The organism is Fibrobacter sp., assembly GCA_012523595.1.
Classification (GTDB): domain Bacteria; phylum Fibrobacterota; class Chitinivibrionia; order Chitinivibrionales; family Chitinispirillaceae; genus JAAYIG01.
Genome location: JAAYIG010000068.1, coordinates 18,907 through 32,733, shown reverse-complemented (window position 1 = coordinate 32,733; position 13,827 = coordinate 18,907). Strand labels below are relative to the sequence as shown.

The window sequence follows — 13,827 nt, the reverse complement described above, 5'->3', positions numbered from 1 at the left end:
AGAGAGATCATGATCGAGGATGATACTCTGACTGCAGACAAGAAGCGCTGCAGGGAGTTTTCCGAGGCTCTGATAAAATCTGGTGCATGTAAAATACCCTGGTCGGCAAATTCCAGGGCAGATGTTGACTATGAGACAATGGTCCTGATGAGGAAGGCAGGGTGCCGGCTTTTCTGCGTAGGGTTTGAAAGTGGAGATCAGAGAATCCTTGACAACATTAAAAAATCACTTACCATAGAGCAGGTACGGGCATTCATGAAGAATGCAAAGCGGGCGGGAATACTGGTACACGGATGTTTTATGGTGGGTAACAGAGGAGAAACTGCCGAGACACTCCGGAAAACATTATGCTTTGCCAAGGATCTCAATCCTGACACTGCTCAGTTTTTTCCCATTATGGCTTATCCCGGGACAAGTGATTTCAAGTATTTCAAGGAGAAGGGCTGGATAGTCACTGACAATTTCCGGAAGTGGCTCACAGATGACGGGCTGCACTCTTCTGTGGTTTCAAATCCTGAACTGAGCTACGAGACCCTGGTTGCCTTCTGTGACAGGGCCAGACGGGAATTTTACCTCCGCCCGGGGTACATCATGTCAAAAATGACCCAGATGATTACTCATCCTGGCGAAGCCAAAAGAATATTGAAGGCAGGCAGAACACTTTTCAAATATCTGCTGAATTCCCCAGGGCAGACAAAATGATCCTATGATTGCAGTCTTTGAAATACTGTTCTGGTTCTCCCTTTTTGTCGTGCTGTATTCTTATACTATCTACCCGTTTCTGCTATTTCTCTTTGCACGGAGATGTAACAAGCCTGTCAGACGGGACGAAAACTTCTTTCCTGAGATCGGTGTTCTTGTTCCTGTCTACAATGAAGAGCGCGTAATCAGAAAAAAGATAGAAAACCTGCTCTCTCTTGACTACCCGGAATCGAAACTGTCTGTATGGATCGGATCTGACTGTTCAACGGACGGTACAGAGAAAGAGGTGAGGAGTTTCAATGATCCGCGAATACATTTTTGGGTGGCTTCCGAACGGGGCGGGAAAACAGGTGTGCTGAACAAGCTGGCTCCTCAGATAGATGCTGATATAATACTTTTTACAGATGCCAACACGATGCACAACAGTAACTGCTTGAGAATGATTGCCAGAAATTTTGCGGATGAGACGATCGGAGGGGTGGCGGGGCACATTGAACATGTCCAGACAGGGGAGGAGGAGTTCGGGGAGAAGCTTTACAGGAGGTTCGAGTCGAGGCAGAAAATCCTGGAAGGCATGCTTCACAGCACTATCTCAGCGTTTGGAGGGTTCTATGCCATTCGTAAAAAACTCTTTCATCCCATTCCACCAAACTCCTATTCCAATGACGATGTGCTGATACCGATGAATGTTGTTCGTCAGGGCTACAGAGTGATTTACGATCCGGAGGCGTTATCTGAAGAGGACACAACCGGGAATGTTGCCAAGGAGTTTACCAGACGTGTGAGGATTGGAGCCGGGAATTTTCAGGCTTTCTTCTGGCTGGTGCATTTTCTTAATCCCCGTTATGGCTGGCCGTGGTTCTGTTTTGTATCACATAAGGTTACAAGATGGTTTTCACCTTTGTTTATCATGACTTTGATGCTCAGTTGCGGATTTCTTTTCTGGCAAGGAGAAAAGGTCATTTACAAAATGATATTTACTACCGGTTCGATTTTTATTTCTGCAGGACTACTTTATAAACTGCTGCCATTGAGGATAACCCGGCATGTTTATTATTTCATGACCATGAATCTGGCGCTGTTAATGGGGCTTTTCCAGTACCTGCGGGGGATAAAATCTGCTGCTTGGTCAAGTACCGAACGTCAGGGATAAAAAAAAGGCCTGCATTTTCGCAGGCCTTTGTGCATTTTTATGTTCAGGCAGTTATTGAGGAACTACATTCTGAGCATTGGGACCTTTTGCTCCATCGACAACTTCAAACTGAACTTTCTGTCCTTCTTCCAGCTTCCGGAAACCATTAGACTGGATTGCGGAAAAATGGACGAATACATCACGAGAGCCGTCATCCGGTGAGATAAATCCATATCCTTTGGCCTCATTGAACCACTTGACAACACCTGTGGGCATACTGCAAAACCTCTTCTAAAAAATGAAACATCAAGATCCCGTTTCGGGAATCCGTTTATAGATGCAAATAAGATATGTGATGCCGTAAAGGAAAGAAAGATTTTTTTTTAAAACGGTAAAGTAGGGGATTGCAGGAAGGGAATCTCAGATATCGGCTGAACCCCGGGTTCTTGATATTTATTAGTGTCGATGGAGCTGGTAAAACAGCAGAGGCACCGTAGAAGGTGCCTCTGAGTGACTAAGTATAAAGTCATATAATTCAGATCAATATTCATCCATTCCTGCACCAGGCATACCTGCTCCGGGTGCACCCTTTTCCTTTTTCTCGGGTTTCTCGGAGATGATACATTCTGTGGTGAGGATCAGACTGGCAATGCTTGAAGCATTTTCCAGAGCTGTGCGGGTGACCTTTGTCGGGTCGATAACACCGGCCTTTATCAGGTCTTCAAACTTGTCGCTATAGGCATTATAACCGTAAGCATCCTTGTTTTTCTTGACCTCATTTGCGATCACCGATGCTTCCTTTCCTGCGTTAGTTGCTATCAGACGTAAAGGTTCCTCACAGGCACGACGGATAATTTCCAAACCGATATGTTCGTCCTGATCAAACTTTTCCTTTTCCAGTGCAGCAGCAGCTCTGATAAGCGCTACACCACCACCAGGAACAACACCTTCTTCTACAGCAGCTCTGGTTGCATGGAGAGCATCTTCAACTCTGGCTTTCTTCTCTTTCATCTCGGTTTCAGTAGCGGCACCGATTTTCAGGACAGCGACACCACCGGCAAGCTTTGCCAGACGTTCCTGGAGCTTTTCACGGTCGTAGTCTGATGTGGTCTCTTCGATCTGTCTGCGGATCTGATTGATTCTGCCTTTGATATCCTCAGCTTTGCCGCTGCCTTCGATGATAGTGGTATTCTCTTTGTCTATTACTACCCGTTTGGCTTTACCGAGTGAGTCGAGAGTAGTGTTCTCCAGTTTGAAACCGGCTTCTTCAGAGATAACGATACCGCCTGTCAGAACAGCGATATCCTCAAGCATTGCTTTTCTGCGGTCTCCAAAACCGGGAGCCTTTACAGCAGCTACTTTCAGGGTACCACGAAGTTTGTTGACTACCAGTGTCGAAAGCGCTTCACCTTCCAGGTCTTCAGCGATGATAAGAAAACTCTTACCCATCTGCACGATTTTCTCAAGCAGAGGAAGCAGATCTTTCATGGCGCTGATTTTCTTGTCGTGGATCAGAATGAGCGGTTCCTCGAGAACACATTCCATGTTGTCAGAGTTTGTAACGAAGTAAGGTGAGAGATAGCCGCGGTCAAACTGCATTCCTTCCACTACGTCCAGAGTGGTTTCCATGCTCTTGGCTTCTTCAACAGTGATAACACCGTCTTTGCCTACTTTCTCCATGGCATCAGCCAGAAGATTCCCAATAGTCTCATCATTGTTGGCAGAGATTGCACCAACCTGTGCGATCTCTTTCTTTCCGCTTACAGGACGGGAATCCTTTTTCAGTTGATCGATGATGATTTTCACCGCTTTGTCCATGCCGCGCTTGATAGCCATCGGGTCTGTACCGGCGGTCACGTTCTTGATTCCCAGATGAGCTATCACCTGAGCCAGAACTGTAGCGGTTGTGGTTCCGTCACCAGCAACATCAGAAGTCTTTGAAGCAACTTCTTTTACCAGTTTAGCACCCATGTTTTCGAACTTGTCATCCAGTTCGACTTCTTTGGCCACGGTGACACCATCTTTGGTAACAGTGGGAGATCCCCAGCTTTTCTCCAGTACTACATTTCTCCCCCGGGGACCAAGGGTTACTTTGACAGCATTGGCCAGTGTGTCAACTCCCTTGAGGAGTTTTTCACGGGCAGAAACATCAAAAGCCAGCATTTTGGCCGCCATAACATCTATCTCCTTTCATGAATTTTCACGAGTAATGAGAAAAAATCAGATAACCGCAAGAACATCACTTTCGCGGAGAATAAGATAATCTTCACCATCGACGGTTATTTCTGTGCCGGAGTATTTTCCGTAAAGGACTTTGTCGCCTTTTTTCAGGGTCATTTCGATCCTCTGGCCTTTGTCATTCATCTTTCCAGGGCCAACTGCCACTATTTCGCCTTTCTGGGGCTTCTCTTTGGCGTTATCAGGGATGATGATTCCGCCGGCAGTCTTCTGCTCAGCCTCCATAGGCTTTAATAAAACGCGATCCTCAAGTGGTTTGACGTTCATAAAAGACCTCCGTTGAAATTAAACAGGAAAAAGTGTAAAAAAAAAGATTCGATTTTTTGGCTTCTCAATAAAGCAAATGCCGTGCCTATTATTGGGGTATGGTAAAAATGAGTGCTATTGCGGGTTTCCAGGAGAGAGAGAGTTTGGCAGTGTTTGATTTTGAAACGGGTATTTTGTTTTCAAACAAAAAGCAGTCAGAAACAGCTCAGGCAATTGTAATCTGAGGAGCTTTACCCTTGAGATCAAAATTCTCGAAAGGTATGCGTTTTGTCAGATCCGGGATTTTATCTGTGCATGAAGCAGGCAGTTCGTCACGGTACTTCTGTATGAAACGCTGGGCGTATTTCTCCCATGTTTTGTCAAATGAACCGCCGGACTGGTGCTTCACCAGAATATCCCAGGTAACGATCAGCCGGTGGGTGCGACGGATCTGCATACAGATATCCAGGTCATAAAAGTGGAACTGGTCGAAGAGAGCTTCATCAAATCTAATCCTCTCAAAGAGACTTTTTCTGATCGCGAAAAAGAGCCCGTCAACTGCAACAACATCAGAGTCTTCTTTACCCCAGTTAAAAACAGTGAGATGATAGATGTTGCCGTTATTCAGTTCATGCACAACATGACCCTTAATAAAGGGTCTGCCCGCCACTACCCATCCGGGCGTATCTCTGAACAGGTATTGTGTTCCGGCAACACCGACCAGCCCCACAGAGGGATCGCTGAATTTTTTCTCCAATACAGTTCCCCAGTTGCCTTCCATAAAGAAGACATCCTCGTGCATAAACACCAGGATCTCTCCATTAGCAAGGGATACCCCTTTGTTGTAGGCAGCACAGAGTCCGAACCGGCCATCACGGTTATCGATCCGGATATATTCATGAGGAGATCCTGCGGTTTTTGAAACGTTTCGCTGATGGAGATCCCAGGAGGGATCTTTGCGGGAGCAGGAGATTACGCTTATCACTTAAAATTCTCTTCAGGAAAGCTTTACTACAAGCTGATCGGAGACTTTTTCCCGCAGCTTTTTTTCCACCACATTAAGCAGTGTCATACTGGAAAATGCACAGCCGGAACAGTGTCCTTTCATTTTCACATAAACATCGTTGCCATCGATATCGACAAGTTCACATGCTCCACCGTCCTGAGAAAGCACTGGATTGATGTCGGAGACAAGTACTTCCCTTATTTTGTCAATTTTCTGCAGAGTAGTGAGACGGACCGGCTCTCCGGGAGTTTCTCTGACAGTACCTGTAACCCGGTCAATTATCTTCTGTATCTCTCCGTGACATCCGCCGCATGCCCCTCCGGCCTTTGTAAAGTTTGTAACATCCTCTATGGTTTTCAGGTTATTTTCGATAATTGCCCGCTCAATTTCTTTGTCGGTGATACCGAAACATTTACAAACAATAGTTCCTTGTTTCTCCGGAGGCAGTGATGTCTTTCCACCGCTTTCATAAAAATTTATAGCTGCTTCAAGAGCCTCCTCACCCATGACACTGCAGTGCATCTTCTCTCTTGGCAGACCTCCCAGTGCATCGGCGATATCTTTGTTGGTGATTTTTTTCACTTCTTCCAGTGTTTTGCCTTTACATAGCTCAGTCAGAACAGACGCAGACGCAATGGCGCTTCCACAGCCGAAGGTCTTGAATTTTATGTCGGAAATCCTGCCGTTTTCATCGAGTTTAAAGGTGAGCCGCAGTGCGTCACCACAGGTAATATTCCCAATCTCACCAAATCCATCCGGTGTTTCAATTTCTCCCACATTTCTGGGATGAAGGTAATGATCTCTGACTTTTTCTGTATAATCCCACATGCCTTGCTCCTGGTTTGCTATTCTTTTCTCTTTAAAGCAGCTTCTCAGCCCTGACATCCGGTGGGATGTCGAGGACCACCTTGATAGTTAATTCGAATTTCTCTATGTCGATATTTCCTGAATCTGATTCCAGAGGTACTTTCCCGGCTGCTACTCTGGAGTGTCCTCCTCCGCTGCCATGTAATATCGATGCAATCTTCTCGGCGCTTATCCCGGCTTTGTCACTGTTTTTGGATCTGATCGAGAAAAAGATCTGGTTCTTAAAGATTCCAGAGCACACCATCCACTCAAGCTTCTCCAGGCTGTGAAACAGGTCCGCCATTTCTGCGACATAATCGGGAGTGGTCACATTTCCCAGATGAGTGTACCCGACAGAATCAAAAGTGACAGCATATTCGGAGGCTCTGTGGAGGATTTTAAAATATTCTACATCCCGGTCCGGATTTTCTATCCTGGAGAGTAACTGGTGGTCCATTATATCGAAAAGAAACTTGTAACACTCCAGATCCACAGGGGAACCCTCCCTGCGCATATCACCGGTATCGGTTTTAATTCCATAAAAAAGAGCAGTTGCCAGCTTGGGATCGATCTGACAACCTGCATGGAGAAGATATTTCGTGATGATCGTGGAGGTGGCACCGAATTCTTTTCTTATGTCGCTGAAGAAATGGGCACCGGGGAGAGAATTGTTGGGATGATGATCTATTACAGCATGAACAGGCGTTGTTGTTGGTAGAGATACATTTCCCCTTCCTGGAAAGCAATCGACAAGAATTATTTTCTCAAAGTCGCTTGTTTCGGTGAGCACAAAGGGGATAGTTTTGATATTGAGGAAACGTATCATTGCTCTGTTTTCCGCTCTTCCCACAAATCCCCCGAATGAGATCACGGATGATTTGACACCCCAGAACGAGAGAAGAGTCGACACACCGAATGCAGAAGCAAGGCAGTCGGGATCAGGATAATCATGAGTGAGTATCAGTACACTTGATGAGGGTAGAATATGTTCTCGAAATGACTCGATTTTTTCTTGAAAGTCATCTGTACTGTCACTCTGAGGTATATTTGTTTCTGACATAAATTTCAGCTACTGATTAAATACTCCTGGTACGATTTTGAAGAACCGGGGAGATTGTATTTGCAATAAAAAGTACTGCATAATATAATATATGATTCAATTATGAAAGAAATCACCGGGGAAACTGATGAGATATGCGATAATTTCCGATATCCATGGCAATGCAGAAGCTCTGAACGCTGTTCTCAATGATATCAGTGATCGTCATATAGAGCAGACCATCTGCCTGGGAGATATTGTAGGGTACTATCCTGATCCTGAGACCTGTATAGATCTGATTAAAAAGAGCGCTTCTTACTGTGTAGCCGGGAATCATGATTACGCGGCGATAGGGAAGATAGACACTCAGAATTTTACCTACTACGCCTTTGCTGCGATGGAGTGGACAAAACAGAACCTTTCGGAAAGCGGAAAGGAGTTTCTCAGGTCTCTTCCTCTTATAGTCGTAAAAGATGACATGTTCTTTACCCATTCCTCACCCTCTAACCCTCAGGACTGGGTTTACGTTTTTCCCGACAGTGAGGAAGCCATATTCGAGGCATTCAACAGCCTTATATATCGACTCAATTTCATAGGACACACCCATTGGCCATCGATAATGATTCAGGAAAATGACAGGATCATTCTTCACTCGGATCATCTTATAAAACTCAGTGAGAATCATTATTATCTGATCAATGTCGGCAGTGTCGGGCAGCCAAGGGATTTCGATTCCCGTTCCTGTTACGTAATCTATGATTCTGAAAAGATGGAGATTTCAATTGTCAGGGTTCCCTATGACTACAGAGTGACCCAGAAGAAGATCCATGAGAATAGTCTTCCGGTTTTTCTGGCCGAGAGACTGGAAAAAGGGCGGTAGCTCGGAGCGATATTGATCTCCCGACATCACCTTCCTATTACTTTATTGTAATTTTCTTAAATGCATAACCTAAAAGATATCATCAACAGCAGGCTTCTTCCCTATGTGTCAAGACCACTGAGGTACACCGGGGCGGAGCTTAATATAATCAGAAAAGATCTCAGTGAGATCACTGTTCATGGTGTGATCTGTTTTCCGGACCTCTATGATATCGGTATGTCTCATAACGGCCTCCAGATTCTCTATCATCTGGTCAATCGAGAGAAGAACTGGGCGCTCTCCCGTAGCTTCAGTCCCTGGGCTGATTCGGAAGAGGTGATGCGCAGAGAAGGGATACCGCTCTATACACTCGAGTATATGTCGAAGGTAAGGGATGCAGACTGGATCGGTTTTTCACTTCAGTACGAACTTCAATACACAAATATCGTAAACATGATCGATCTGGCCGGCTTGGAGGTTTATAGCAGGGATCGTTCTGATGGTGATCCGCTAATAATAGCAGGGGGGCCTTGTGCGGGTAACCCTGAGCCGCTTTCCCGCTTTATCGATGCCTTTGCCATAGGTGACGGAGAGGAAACCGTTATCGCGCTATGCAGAGTGCTGGAGAGGGAGAAGATAGCCGGATCATCAAGAGAGGCTAAACTAAAGGCGATTTCAGAAATACCGGGAATCTATGTACCATCTCTTTACAGCGAGGAAAAGAGCGGAAAGTTTACTGTTGCAGCAGGGAAAAGAGTGACTGCGGCAAAGGTTCCGGTCCTTTGCAGGGAATACTATCCTCTGAAACCGCTGGTTCCTCTTATCGAGACTGTTCATTCGAGACTGGCAGTGGAGGTTATGAGAGGATGCACGAGGGGGTGCCGGTTTTGTTCTGCAGGTATTTATTACAGACCGGTGAGGGAGCGGAGCCCCGGAGAAATATATCTGCAGATACGTGACGGGGTTGAATCTACGGGATGGCGGGATGTTGGTTTGCTGAGTTTATCCACTGCGGACTACACCTGTCTCAGCGGCCTTCTGGAAGCTGCTACAGAGCTAAAGGAGAAGTATCACATTTCCATAGCACTTCCTTCAACCCGGGTTGATGCCTTGACTAAGGAGCAGTTTGAACAACTGGGGCGTGTATCCGCTTCATCATCACTGACAATCGCACCTGAGGCAGGCAGTGCCAGGCTGCGCAGGGTGATAAACAAGGATTTCACCGATGAGGCTATCTTCAGCACTGTTGAGAAGCTTCTTTCCGGTAATGTGCAGACGCTGAAGCTTTATTTCATGATCGGACTGCCCACAGAGAGGGATGAGGATATCGAGGCGATCATCCAGATGGTAACAAAGATTTCAGGGATGGTCAGGGCCAGGCAGAGACGCCGTATGATTCATGTATCGATCTCACCTTTCTCCCCAAAGCCCCATACCCCATTCTGCCGAGAGAAAATGGAGGACACCGGTTCTCTGGGACGTAAAGGAGCGCATATTAAAGCAGTTCTGAGAAAACTCAGGAATGTCAAGGTGTCATACCGCAATCCTCAGGTAACGATGCTGGAGACTGTGATGGCCAGAGGTGACAGGAGAGTATCTGATCTTATCTTTCAAGCCTGGAGAAAGGGAGCCAGATTTGATGGGTGGGATGAATGTTTTGACATTCAGCGCTGGATCGATGCGGCATCTGAACTGAATATTGATTTGAATACTTACCTCGATGAAATTCCGGAGAAGCAGGAACTTCCCTGGTCAGTAGTCTCAACCGGAGTTTCGGAATCGTATCTGATGGAGGAGAGGCGGCGGGCTCTGCTTGAGATGCCCACAGAGGACTGCCGAACCGGAAAGTGTACATCGTGTGGTGTATGTGTAAACGGTATCAGGAGAGAGATTCCGGATGAAAAAAGTTTTATCCTTTACAGTAGATCAAGAACCAGTGTTACACAGAAAAAGGAAACAAAACTCTTTCAGTACAGGTTTTTGTACAGAAAGGGTGAACAGGTGAGATATCTGGGCCATCTTGACATGGTTTCAGTTATACAGAGGGCGTTTCTGGCTGCAGGGGTACCTGTAGCTTTCTCCAATGGTTTCAATCCTCACCCCAGGATGTCTTTCGGGCCCCCTCTGCCATCAGGCATAATAGGTGAGCGCGAGGCATTTGATACTGTGATGACAGGAATGCTCTCTTCAGACTCTCTTATTGTAAACAAATGGCTGCCGGATGACTTAAAGGTAATCGGGTTCAGGGAACTTCCGGAATGGACACCATCTTTGAATTCCTCCATCTCCTCGGCACTCTACAGGTTTACTCCATACCAGGAGATGGAAGAGGGGGATATCGAGGAGAGAATCGGGCAATTGCTTTCACTTGACACAGCAGAGGTGGAGATCAAAAAGGGTGGAGAGGTCAGACGGAAAGACATAAGACCCGGAATAATAGAACTGAAATCTACCGGGGGCGGTTTCGAGGCGCTTTTATCGATGATTTCTACGAATTCCTGTAAACCTTCGGAACTGATAAAGGGCTTGTTTCCGCAGATGGAGTTGGCTGATTTCAAGGTTATACGCGAGCAATGTTTTTCAGGAAGAGAGCCTGTGGGATGGCAAGTATAGCAGAGATTGACTTGTTTATTACTTAAACAGAGCCATTCCCTCTCCTGCAATCCATCCAGTGGTCCATGCAGCCTGAAGGTTGAATCCTCCAGTGAGTCCATCGATGTCAAGCAGTTCTCCGGCAAAGAACAAGCGCGGACAAAGTTTGCTCTGCATGGTTTTAAAAGAGATCTCAGAGAGTTTTACTCCGCCGCAAGTCACGAATTCCTCTTTGTTTTTGTCTTTCCCTGTGATTTTTAATTCACATTTGTGGATCTGGGCTGCAATTTCTGCTGCCTGTTTTTTTGACAGATCAGCCCAGAGTTGATCACTGCCACATCCTGAGGCTTCGGCAAGGGAGTTCCAGAGCCGCCTGGGGATTTTAAGCGGCGGTTCACCAAAGATTCTTTTCCCGGCGATTAGTTTACGATTGCTGGAGAGTACCTGCAAAGTCTGCTCAAGCGTGGAGTCAGGGAACCAGTCGACCCGGCAGGTTGTCTTGTATTTTTTTGCGTACAGTTTCCTTGCGGCCAGAGAGGAGAGTTTAAGTACAACTGGACCACTGATCCCATTGTGAGTGATAAGCACCGGACCTGCAGATGAAAACCTGGTTTGCGGTAAAGTGATTGAGGCTTTCTGTAACGATATTCCGGGGATGGATGAGATTCTACTGTCTGTGATCACAAAAGAGAAAAGGGAGGGGATCTGATCGATTATAGTGTGTCCCGCTAAGGCAGCTATCCTGATTCCTGCTGAATCAGGGGAGCCTCCTGTGGCCAGGAGCAGAAGATCGCAGTATCCTGAGCTGCCATCGCTTGTTAACAGATCGAAGCCGCCTTTCTGAGGTGAAGGTATTGCCGATGTCAGTCCACAATTCCTTCTGATTTTGACACCAGTCTTTTCGGCAGTATCAAGAAGGCATTTTACTATTGATTCTGATTCATCCGATTTCGGAAATACCCGTCCATCGGGTTCTCTTTTAAGAGGGACACCATGTGACTGAAACCAGTTGACAGTATCGGCAGAATTGAAGCGGTGGAATGGACCGATAAGCTCTCTGCTGCCTCTGGGGTAAAATGTGGAGAGCTGTACAGGGTCTGTGATTGAATTTGTGAGATTGCATCTTCCGCCTCCGGAAAGAGACACTTTTACAAGCGGCTTATCTCCCTGTTCAAGAACCGTAACATCGGTGGAACTGTTTTTTTCTTTACAGGAGATTGCAGCGAAAATGCCTGCGGCACCACCACCTGCTATAGTAAATTTCATCCTGGTATTGAGCCTTTCGTAACTATCCATATATGAAGGTTCTGGATTTGAAAGCTGCAGATGAATCCGAGTAATACCTTCTCATTCATTGATTTAAACCTTATAATTAAGATTCAGAGCGAAAATATTCCAAGTAAAAAGAGAACCGCCATTTCTCAGGAATGAAACCCACAATAAACCCATCTGATATACAGCGGCTTTTACTTGAGTTTACTACTCGTTGTAATCTACGTTGTGCCTATTGTGCCAAAACCCTGGTAAAGAATGACCGCTCATTCGACATGCCAGAGGAACTGTTAAATCGTGTAATCGATTTCATAATCAAATACAGGACAAATTATGTCTGTATCAACGGACATGGTGAGACGACACTTTACAGAAACTGGTATCTTTACAGCCAGAAAATGCTTGATCATGGGATAAAACTGGGTATTATAACGAACATGTCCAGAAAATTAACAGATGAGGAAACACACACTTTTTCCCGTTTCAGTACAATCGAAGTAAGTTGCGACACAGCAGATCCGGAGCTGTTCAGGAGACTAAGAGGAGGAGCAGACCTGAACTGTCTTCTCGGAAATATTGCCGAAATCCGTAACCGGGCATTGAGAGAAAACAGGGAACCACCGATTTTTTCCTTTAGCTGTCTTCTGTCTGACCAGAATGTTTTCGGGTTGGAAGAGTTTGTGAAAATGGGGATGCAATATGGAATCGAGGCGTATAATTTCTGCAATCTGATAAAGTATGATGGTGTACCGGTCAGGCACATTACAGAACTTCCAGATGATCAGTTTCAATATGCAGCAGCTCTTTTCTATGCTGCAGTTGCGGTTCTTCAGAAGCATGGGAAAAGGGTCTTTTTCCCTTACGGGCTTATTGACAGTATTAAAAGAAGGGTTGAGAAAAAGGAGAATGATCACAGCGATGATGGGAAGAAAGAGTCTCAGTATTCAGAACATCCGGATGAGACACGAGACTGTTCTGAACCATGGGTCACTATCTTTTGTCATGCTGATGGGACAGTTGCCCCCTGTTGTCAATATGTTTCTTTCGGGAACCTGAATGAATGCAGTCTGGAGGAGATCCTGAACGGAGAAGAGATGGTGGCTATCCGTAATGGAATTATTTCAGGAAAGCTGAATAAGCATTGTAAAACGTGCGGGATAGCGGGATGGAGGAAAATAACTGCGGATGAGAAGGGGTAATTCTCTTCCAATCTCCTGGATGCCTGTTTTCACAGGCATGATGCCTGACAGATGTTCTTTACAAAGTGACTGTTTTGCTTCCATGTCAAATCTTGCGAAAGCAGGAATACAGAAGGGAAATTTCACATAAAGAAGTGGGCGTGCGGAGAGGCGGCAAAGAATAACAGGGATGAGAATGGAAATGAATTTTGTAAGGATGAAAAATCAGTTTCTTCTGCTTCTGCCGAGAAGATCCCTCCTTGTCGCTCTTGACTGAGCAGTATCGCGGGCAGTTCTGGATTTCCTCACTGTTGTAACCTGGTTCTGCTTTACAGCCTCAAGGAGCATCATTACATTGACATTGAAGGATGCTTCCTCATTTTCGAACGCGAAATCGATTATTAAGGTATCTTCTCTGGAGAGCATGAGTACTTTCTCTGTCCTGTCCGATAATTTGACTTCGGCAAACAGGGTATCACCTGAAGCTTTCGATATATTGAATTTTTCTGATAAGTGAAATTCTGAATGCTCTCCGCTCAGAGTCAGAGTTCCAGGCTGGAAATTGAGAAAAAGAGAGGGCGTTGAAAAACTTCTCACGTAGACATCACTGCCCGCTGTTCTTACCAACCTTAAGGCTTTGCACCGGTATTGTCCCGGAATATTGACAGCAAATACCGGCATGCTAATAATAAGGATCAGTAGTAGCTTTGGGTACAT

The 13,827-nt window shown here is 45.7% G+C and carries 13 protein-coding genes; 5 read left to right on the top strand and 8 right to left on the bottom strand.

The features are described 5' to 3' along the window. The first annotated feature begins 9 nt into the window (after nt 1-9). Together GX089_04160 and GX089_04155 are read left to right on the top strand one after the other, a co-directional pair. Nucleotides 10-702 (top strand): radical SAM protein, encoded by a 693-nt coding sequence (locus GX089_04160; protein NLP01667.1) that lies wholly within the window; start codon nt 10-12, stop codon nt 700-702. Nucleotides 703-706: 4 nt separating this feature from the next. After that, entirely contained in the window at nt 707-1,855 is a 1,149-nt protein-coding gene (locus GX089_04155; GenBank protein NLP01666.1) for a glycosyltransferase family 2 protein, read from the top strand. Nucleotides 1,856-1,906: 51 nt separating this feature from the next. On the opposite strand, the gene GX089_04150 is transcribed toward GX089_04155, so the two are convergent. From GX089_04150 to GX089_04125, 6 genes are all read right to left on the bottom strand, one after another. Continuing rightward, nucleotides 1,907-2,110, bottom strand: coding sequence for a cold-shock protein (locus GX089_04150; protein ID NLP01665.1), 204 nt, complete (start codon nt 2,108-2,110; stop codon nt 1,907-1,909). A gap of 264 nt (nt 2,111-2,374) precedes the next feature. Then, entirely contained in the window at nt 2,375-4,009 is a 1,635-nt protein-coding gene (gene groL / locus GX089_04145; protein NLP01664.1) for a chaperonin GroEL, read from the bottom strand. A 45-nt stretch (nt 4,010-4,054) separates the two neighbouring features. Next, nucleotides 4,055-4,339: a co-chaperone GroES gene (locus GX089_04140; GenBank protein NLP01663.1), complete on the bottom strand. Its 285-nt coding sequence runs from the start codon at nt 4,337-4,339 to the stop codon at nt 4,055-4,057. 205 nt (nt 4,340-4,544) lie between these two features. After that, complete coding sequence (locus GX089_04135; protein ID NLP01662.1) at nt 4,545-5,303, bottom strand: glycosyltransferase; 759 nt, start codon at nt 5,301-5,303, stop codon at nt 4,545-4,547. A gap of 12 nt (nt 5,304-5,315) precedes the next feature. Beyond that, on the bottom strand, nt 5,316-6,152 hold the full coding sequence (gene nifU, locus GX089_04130) for a Fe-S cluster assembly protein NifU (GenBank protein NLP01661.1): 837 nt from the start codon (nt 6,150-6,152) through the stop codon (nt 5,316-5,318). A 31-nt stretch (nt 6,153-6,183) separates the two neighbouring features. Next, entirely contained in the window at nt 6,184-7,230 is a 1,047-nt protein-coding gene (locus GX089_04125; GenBank protein NLP01660.1) for a phosphoesterase, read from the bottom strand. Nucleotides 7,231-7,357: 127 nt separating this feature from the next. Between GX089_04125 and GX089_04120 the strand changes: the two genes are divergently transcribed. Both GX089_04120 and GX089_04115 read left to right on the top strand, forming a co-directional pair. After that, nucleotides 7,358-8,089, top strand: a complete 732-nt coding sequence (locus GX089_04120; protein NLP01659.1) for a metallophosphoesterase family protein — start codon at nt 7,358-7,360, stop codon at nt 8,087-8,089. 60 nt (nt 8,090-8,149) lie between these two features. Then, nucleotides 8,150-10,681 (top strand): TIGR03960 family B12-binding radical SAM protein, encoded by a 2,532-nt coding sequence (locus GX089_04115; protein ID NLP01658.1) that lies wholly within the window; start codon nt 8,150-8,152, stop codon nt 10,679-10,681. 18 nt (nt 10,682-10,699) lie between these two features. On the opposite strand, the gene GX089_04110 is transcribed toward GX089_04115, so the two are convergent. Further along, complete coding sequence (locus GX089_04110; protein ID NLP01657.1) at nt 10,700-11,956, bottom strand: NAD(P)/FAD-dependent oxidoreductase; 1,257 nt, start codon at nt 11,954-11,956, stop codon at nt 10,700-10,702. Between the two features lie 131 nt (nt 11,957-12,087). Between GX089_04110 and GX089_04105 the strand changes: the two genes are divergently transcribed. Continuing rightward, complete coding sequence (locus GX089_04105; GenBank protein ID NLP01656.1) at nt 12,088-13,131, top strand: radical SAM protein; 1,044 nt, start codon at nt 12,088-12,090, stop codon at nt 13,129-13,131. Between the two features lie 204 nt (nt 13,132-13,335). Here the strand turns inward: GX089_04105 and GX089_04100 are convergent, their stop codons facing one another. Beyond that, entirely contained in the window at nt 13,336-13,827 is a 492-nt protein-coding gene (locus tag GX089_04100; protein NLP01655.1) for a hypothetical protein, read from the bottom strand.

Excerpts from the sequence above, each read along its gene's own strand:
- GX089_04120 (NLP01659.1), top strand. The coding sequence starts at position 7,358 with ATGAGATATGCGATAATTTCCGATATCCATGGCAATGCAGAAGCTCTG.
- GX089_04140 (NLP01663.1), bottom strand. The coding sequence starts at position 4,339 with ATGAACGTCAAACCACTTGAGGATCGCGTTTTATTAAAGCCTATGGAG.
- GX089_04105 (NLP01656.1), top strand. The coding sequence starts at position 12,088 with ATGAAACCCACAATAAACCCATCTGATATACAGCGGCTTTTACTTGAG.
- groL (NLP01664.1), bottom strand. The coding sequence starts at position 4,009 with ATGGCGGCCAAAATGCTGGCTTTTGATGTTTCTGCCCGTGAAAAACTC.
- GX089_04100 (NLP01655.1), bottom strand. The coding sequence starts at position 13,827 with ATGTACCCAAAGCTACTACTGATCCTTATTATTAGCATGCCGGTATTT.
- nifU (NLP01661.1), bottom strand. The coding sequence starts at position 6,152 with ATGTGGGATTATACAGAAAAAGTCAGAGATCATTACCTTCATCCCAGA.
- GX089_04150 (NLP01665.1), bottom strand. The coding sequence starts at position 2,110 with ATGCCCACAGGTGTTGTCAAGTGGTTCAATGAGGCCAAAGGATATGGA.
- GX089_04125 (NLP01660.1), bottom strand. The coding sequence starts at position 7,230 with ATGTCAGAAACAAATATACCTCAGAGTGACAGTACAGATGACTTTCAA.
- GX089_04115 (NLP01658.1), top strand. The coding sequence starts at position 8,150 with ATGCATAACCTAAAAGATATCATCAACAGCAGGCTTCTTCCCTATGTG.
- GX089_04160 (NLP01667.1), top strand. The coding sequence starts at position 10 with ATGATCGAGGATGATACTCTGACTGCAGACAAGAAGCGCTGCAGGGAG.
- GX089_04155 (NLP01666.1), top strand. The coding sequence starts at position 707 with ATGATTGCAGTCTTTGAAATACTGTTCTGGTTCTCCCTTTTTGTCGTG.
- GX089_04110 (NLP01657.1), bottom strand. The coding sequence starts at position 11,956 with ATGGATAGTTACGAAAGGCTCAATACCAGGATGAAATTTACTATAGCA.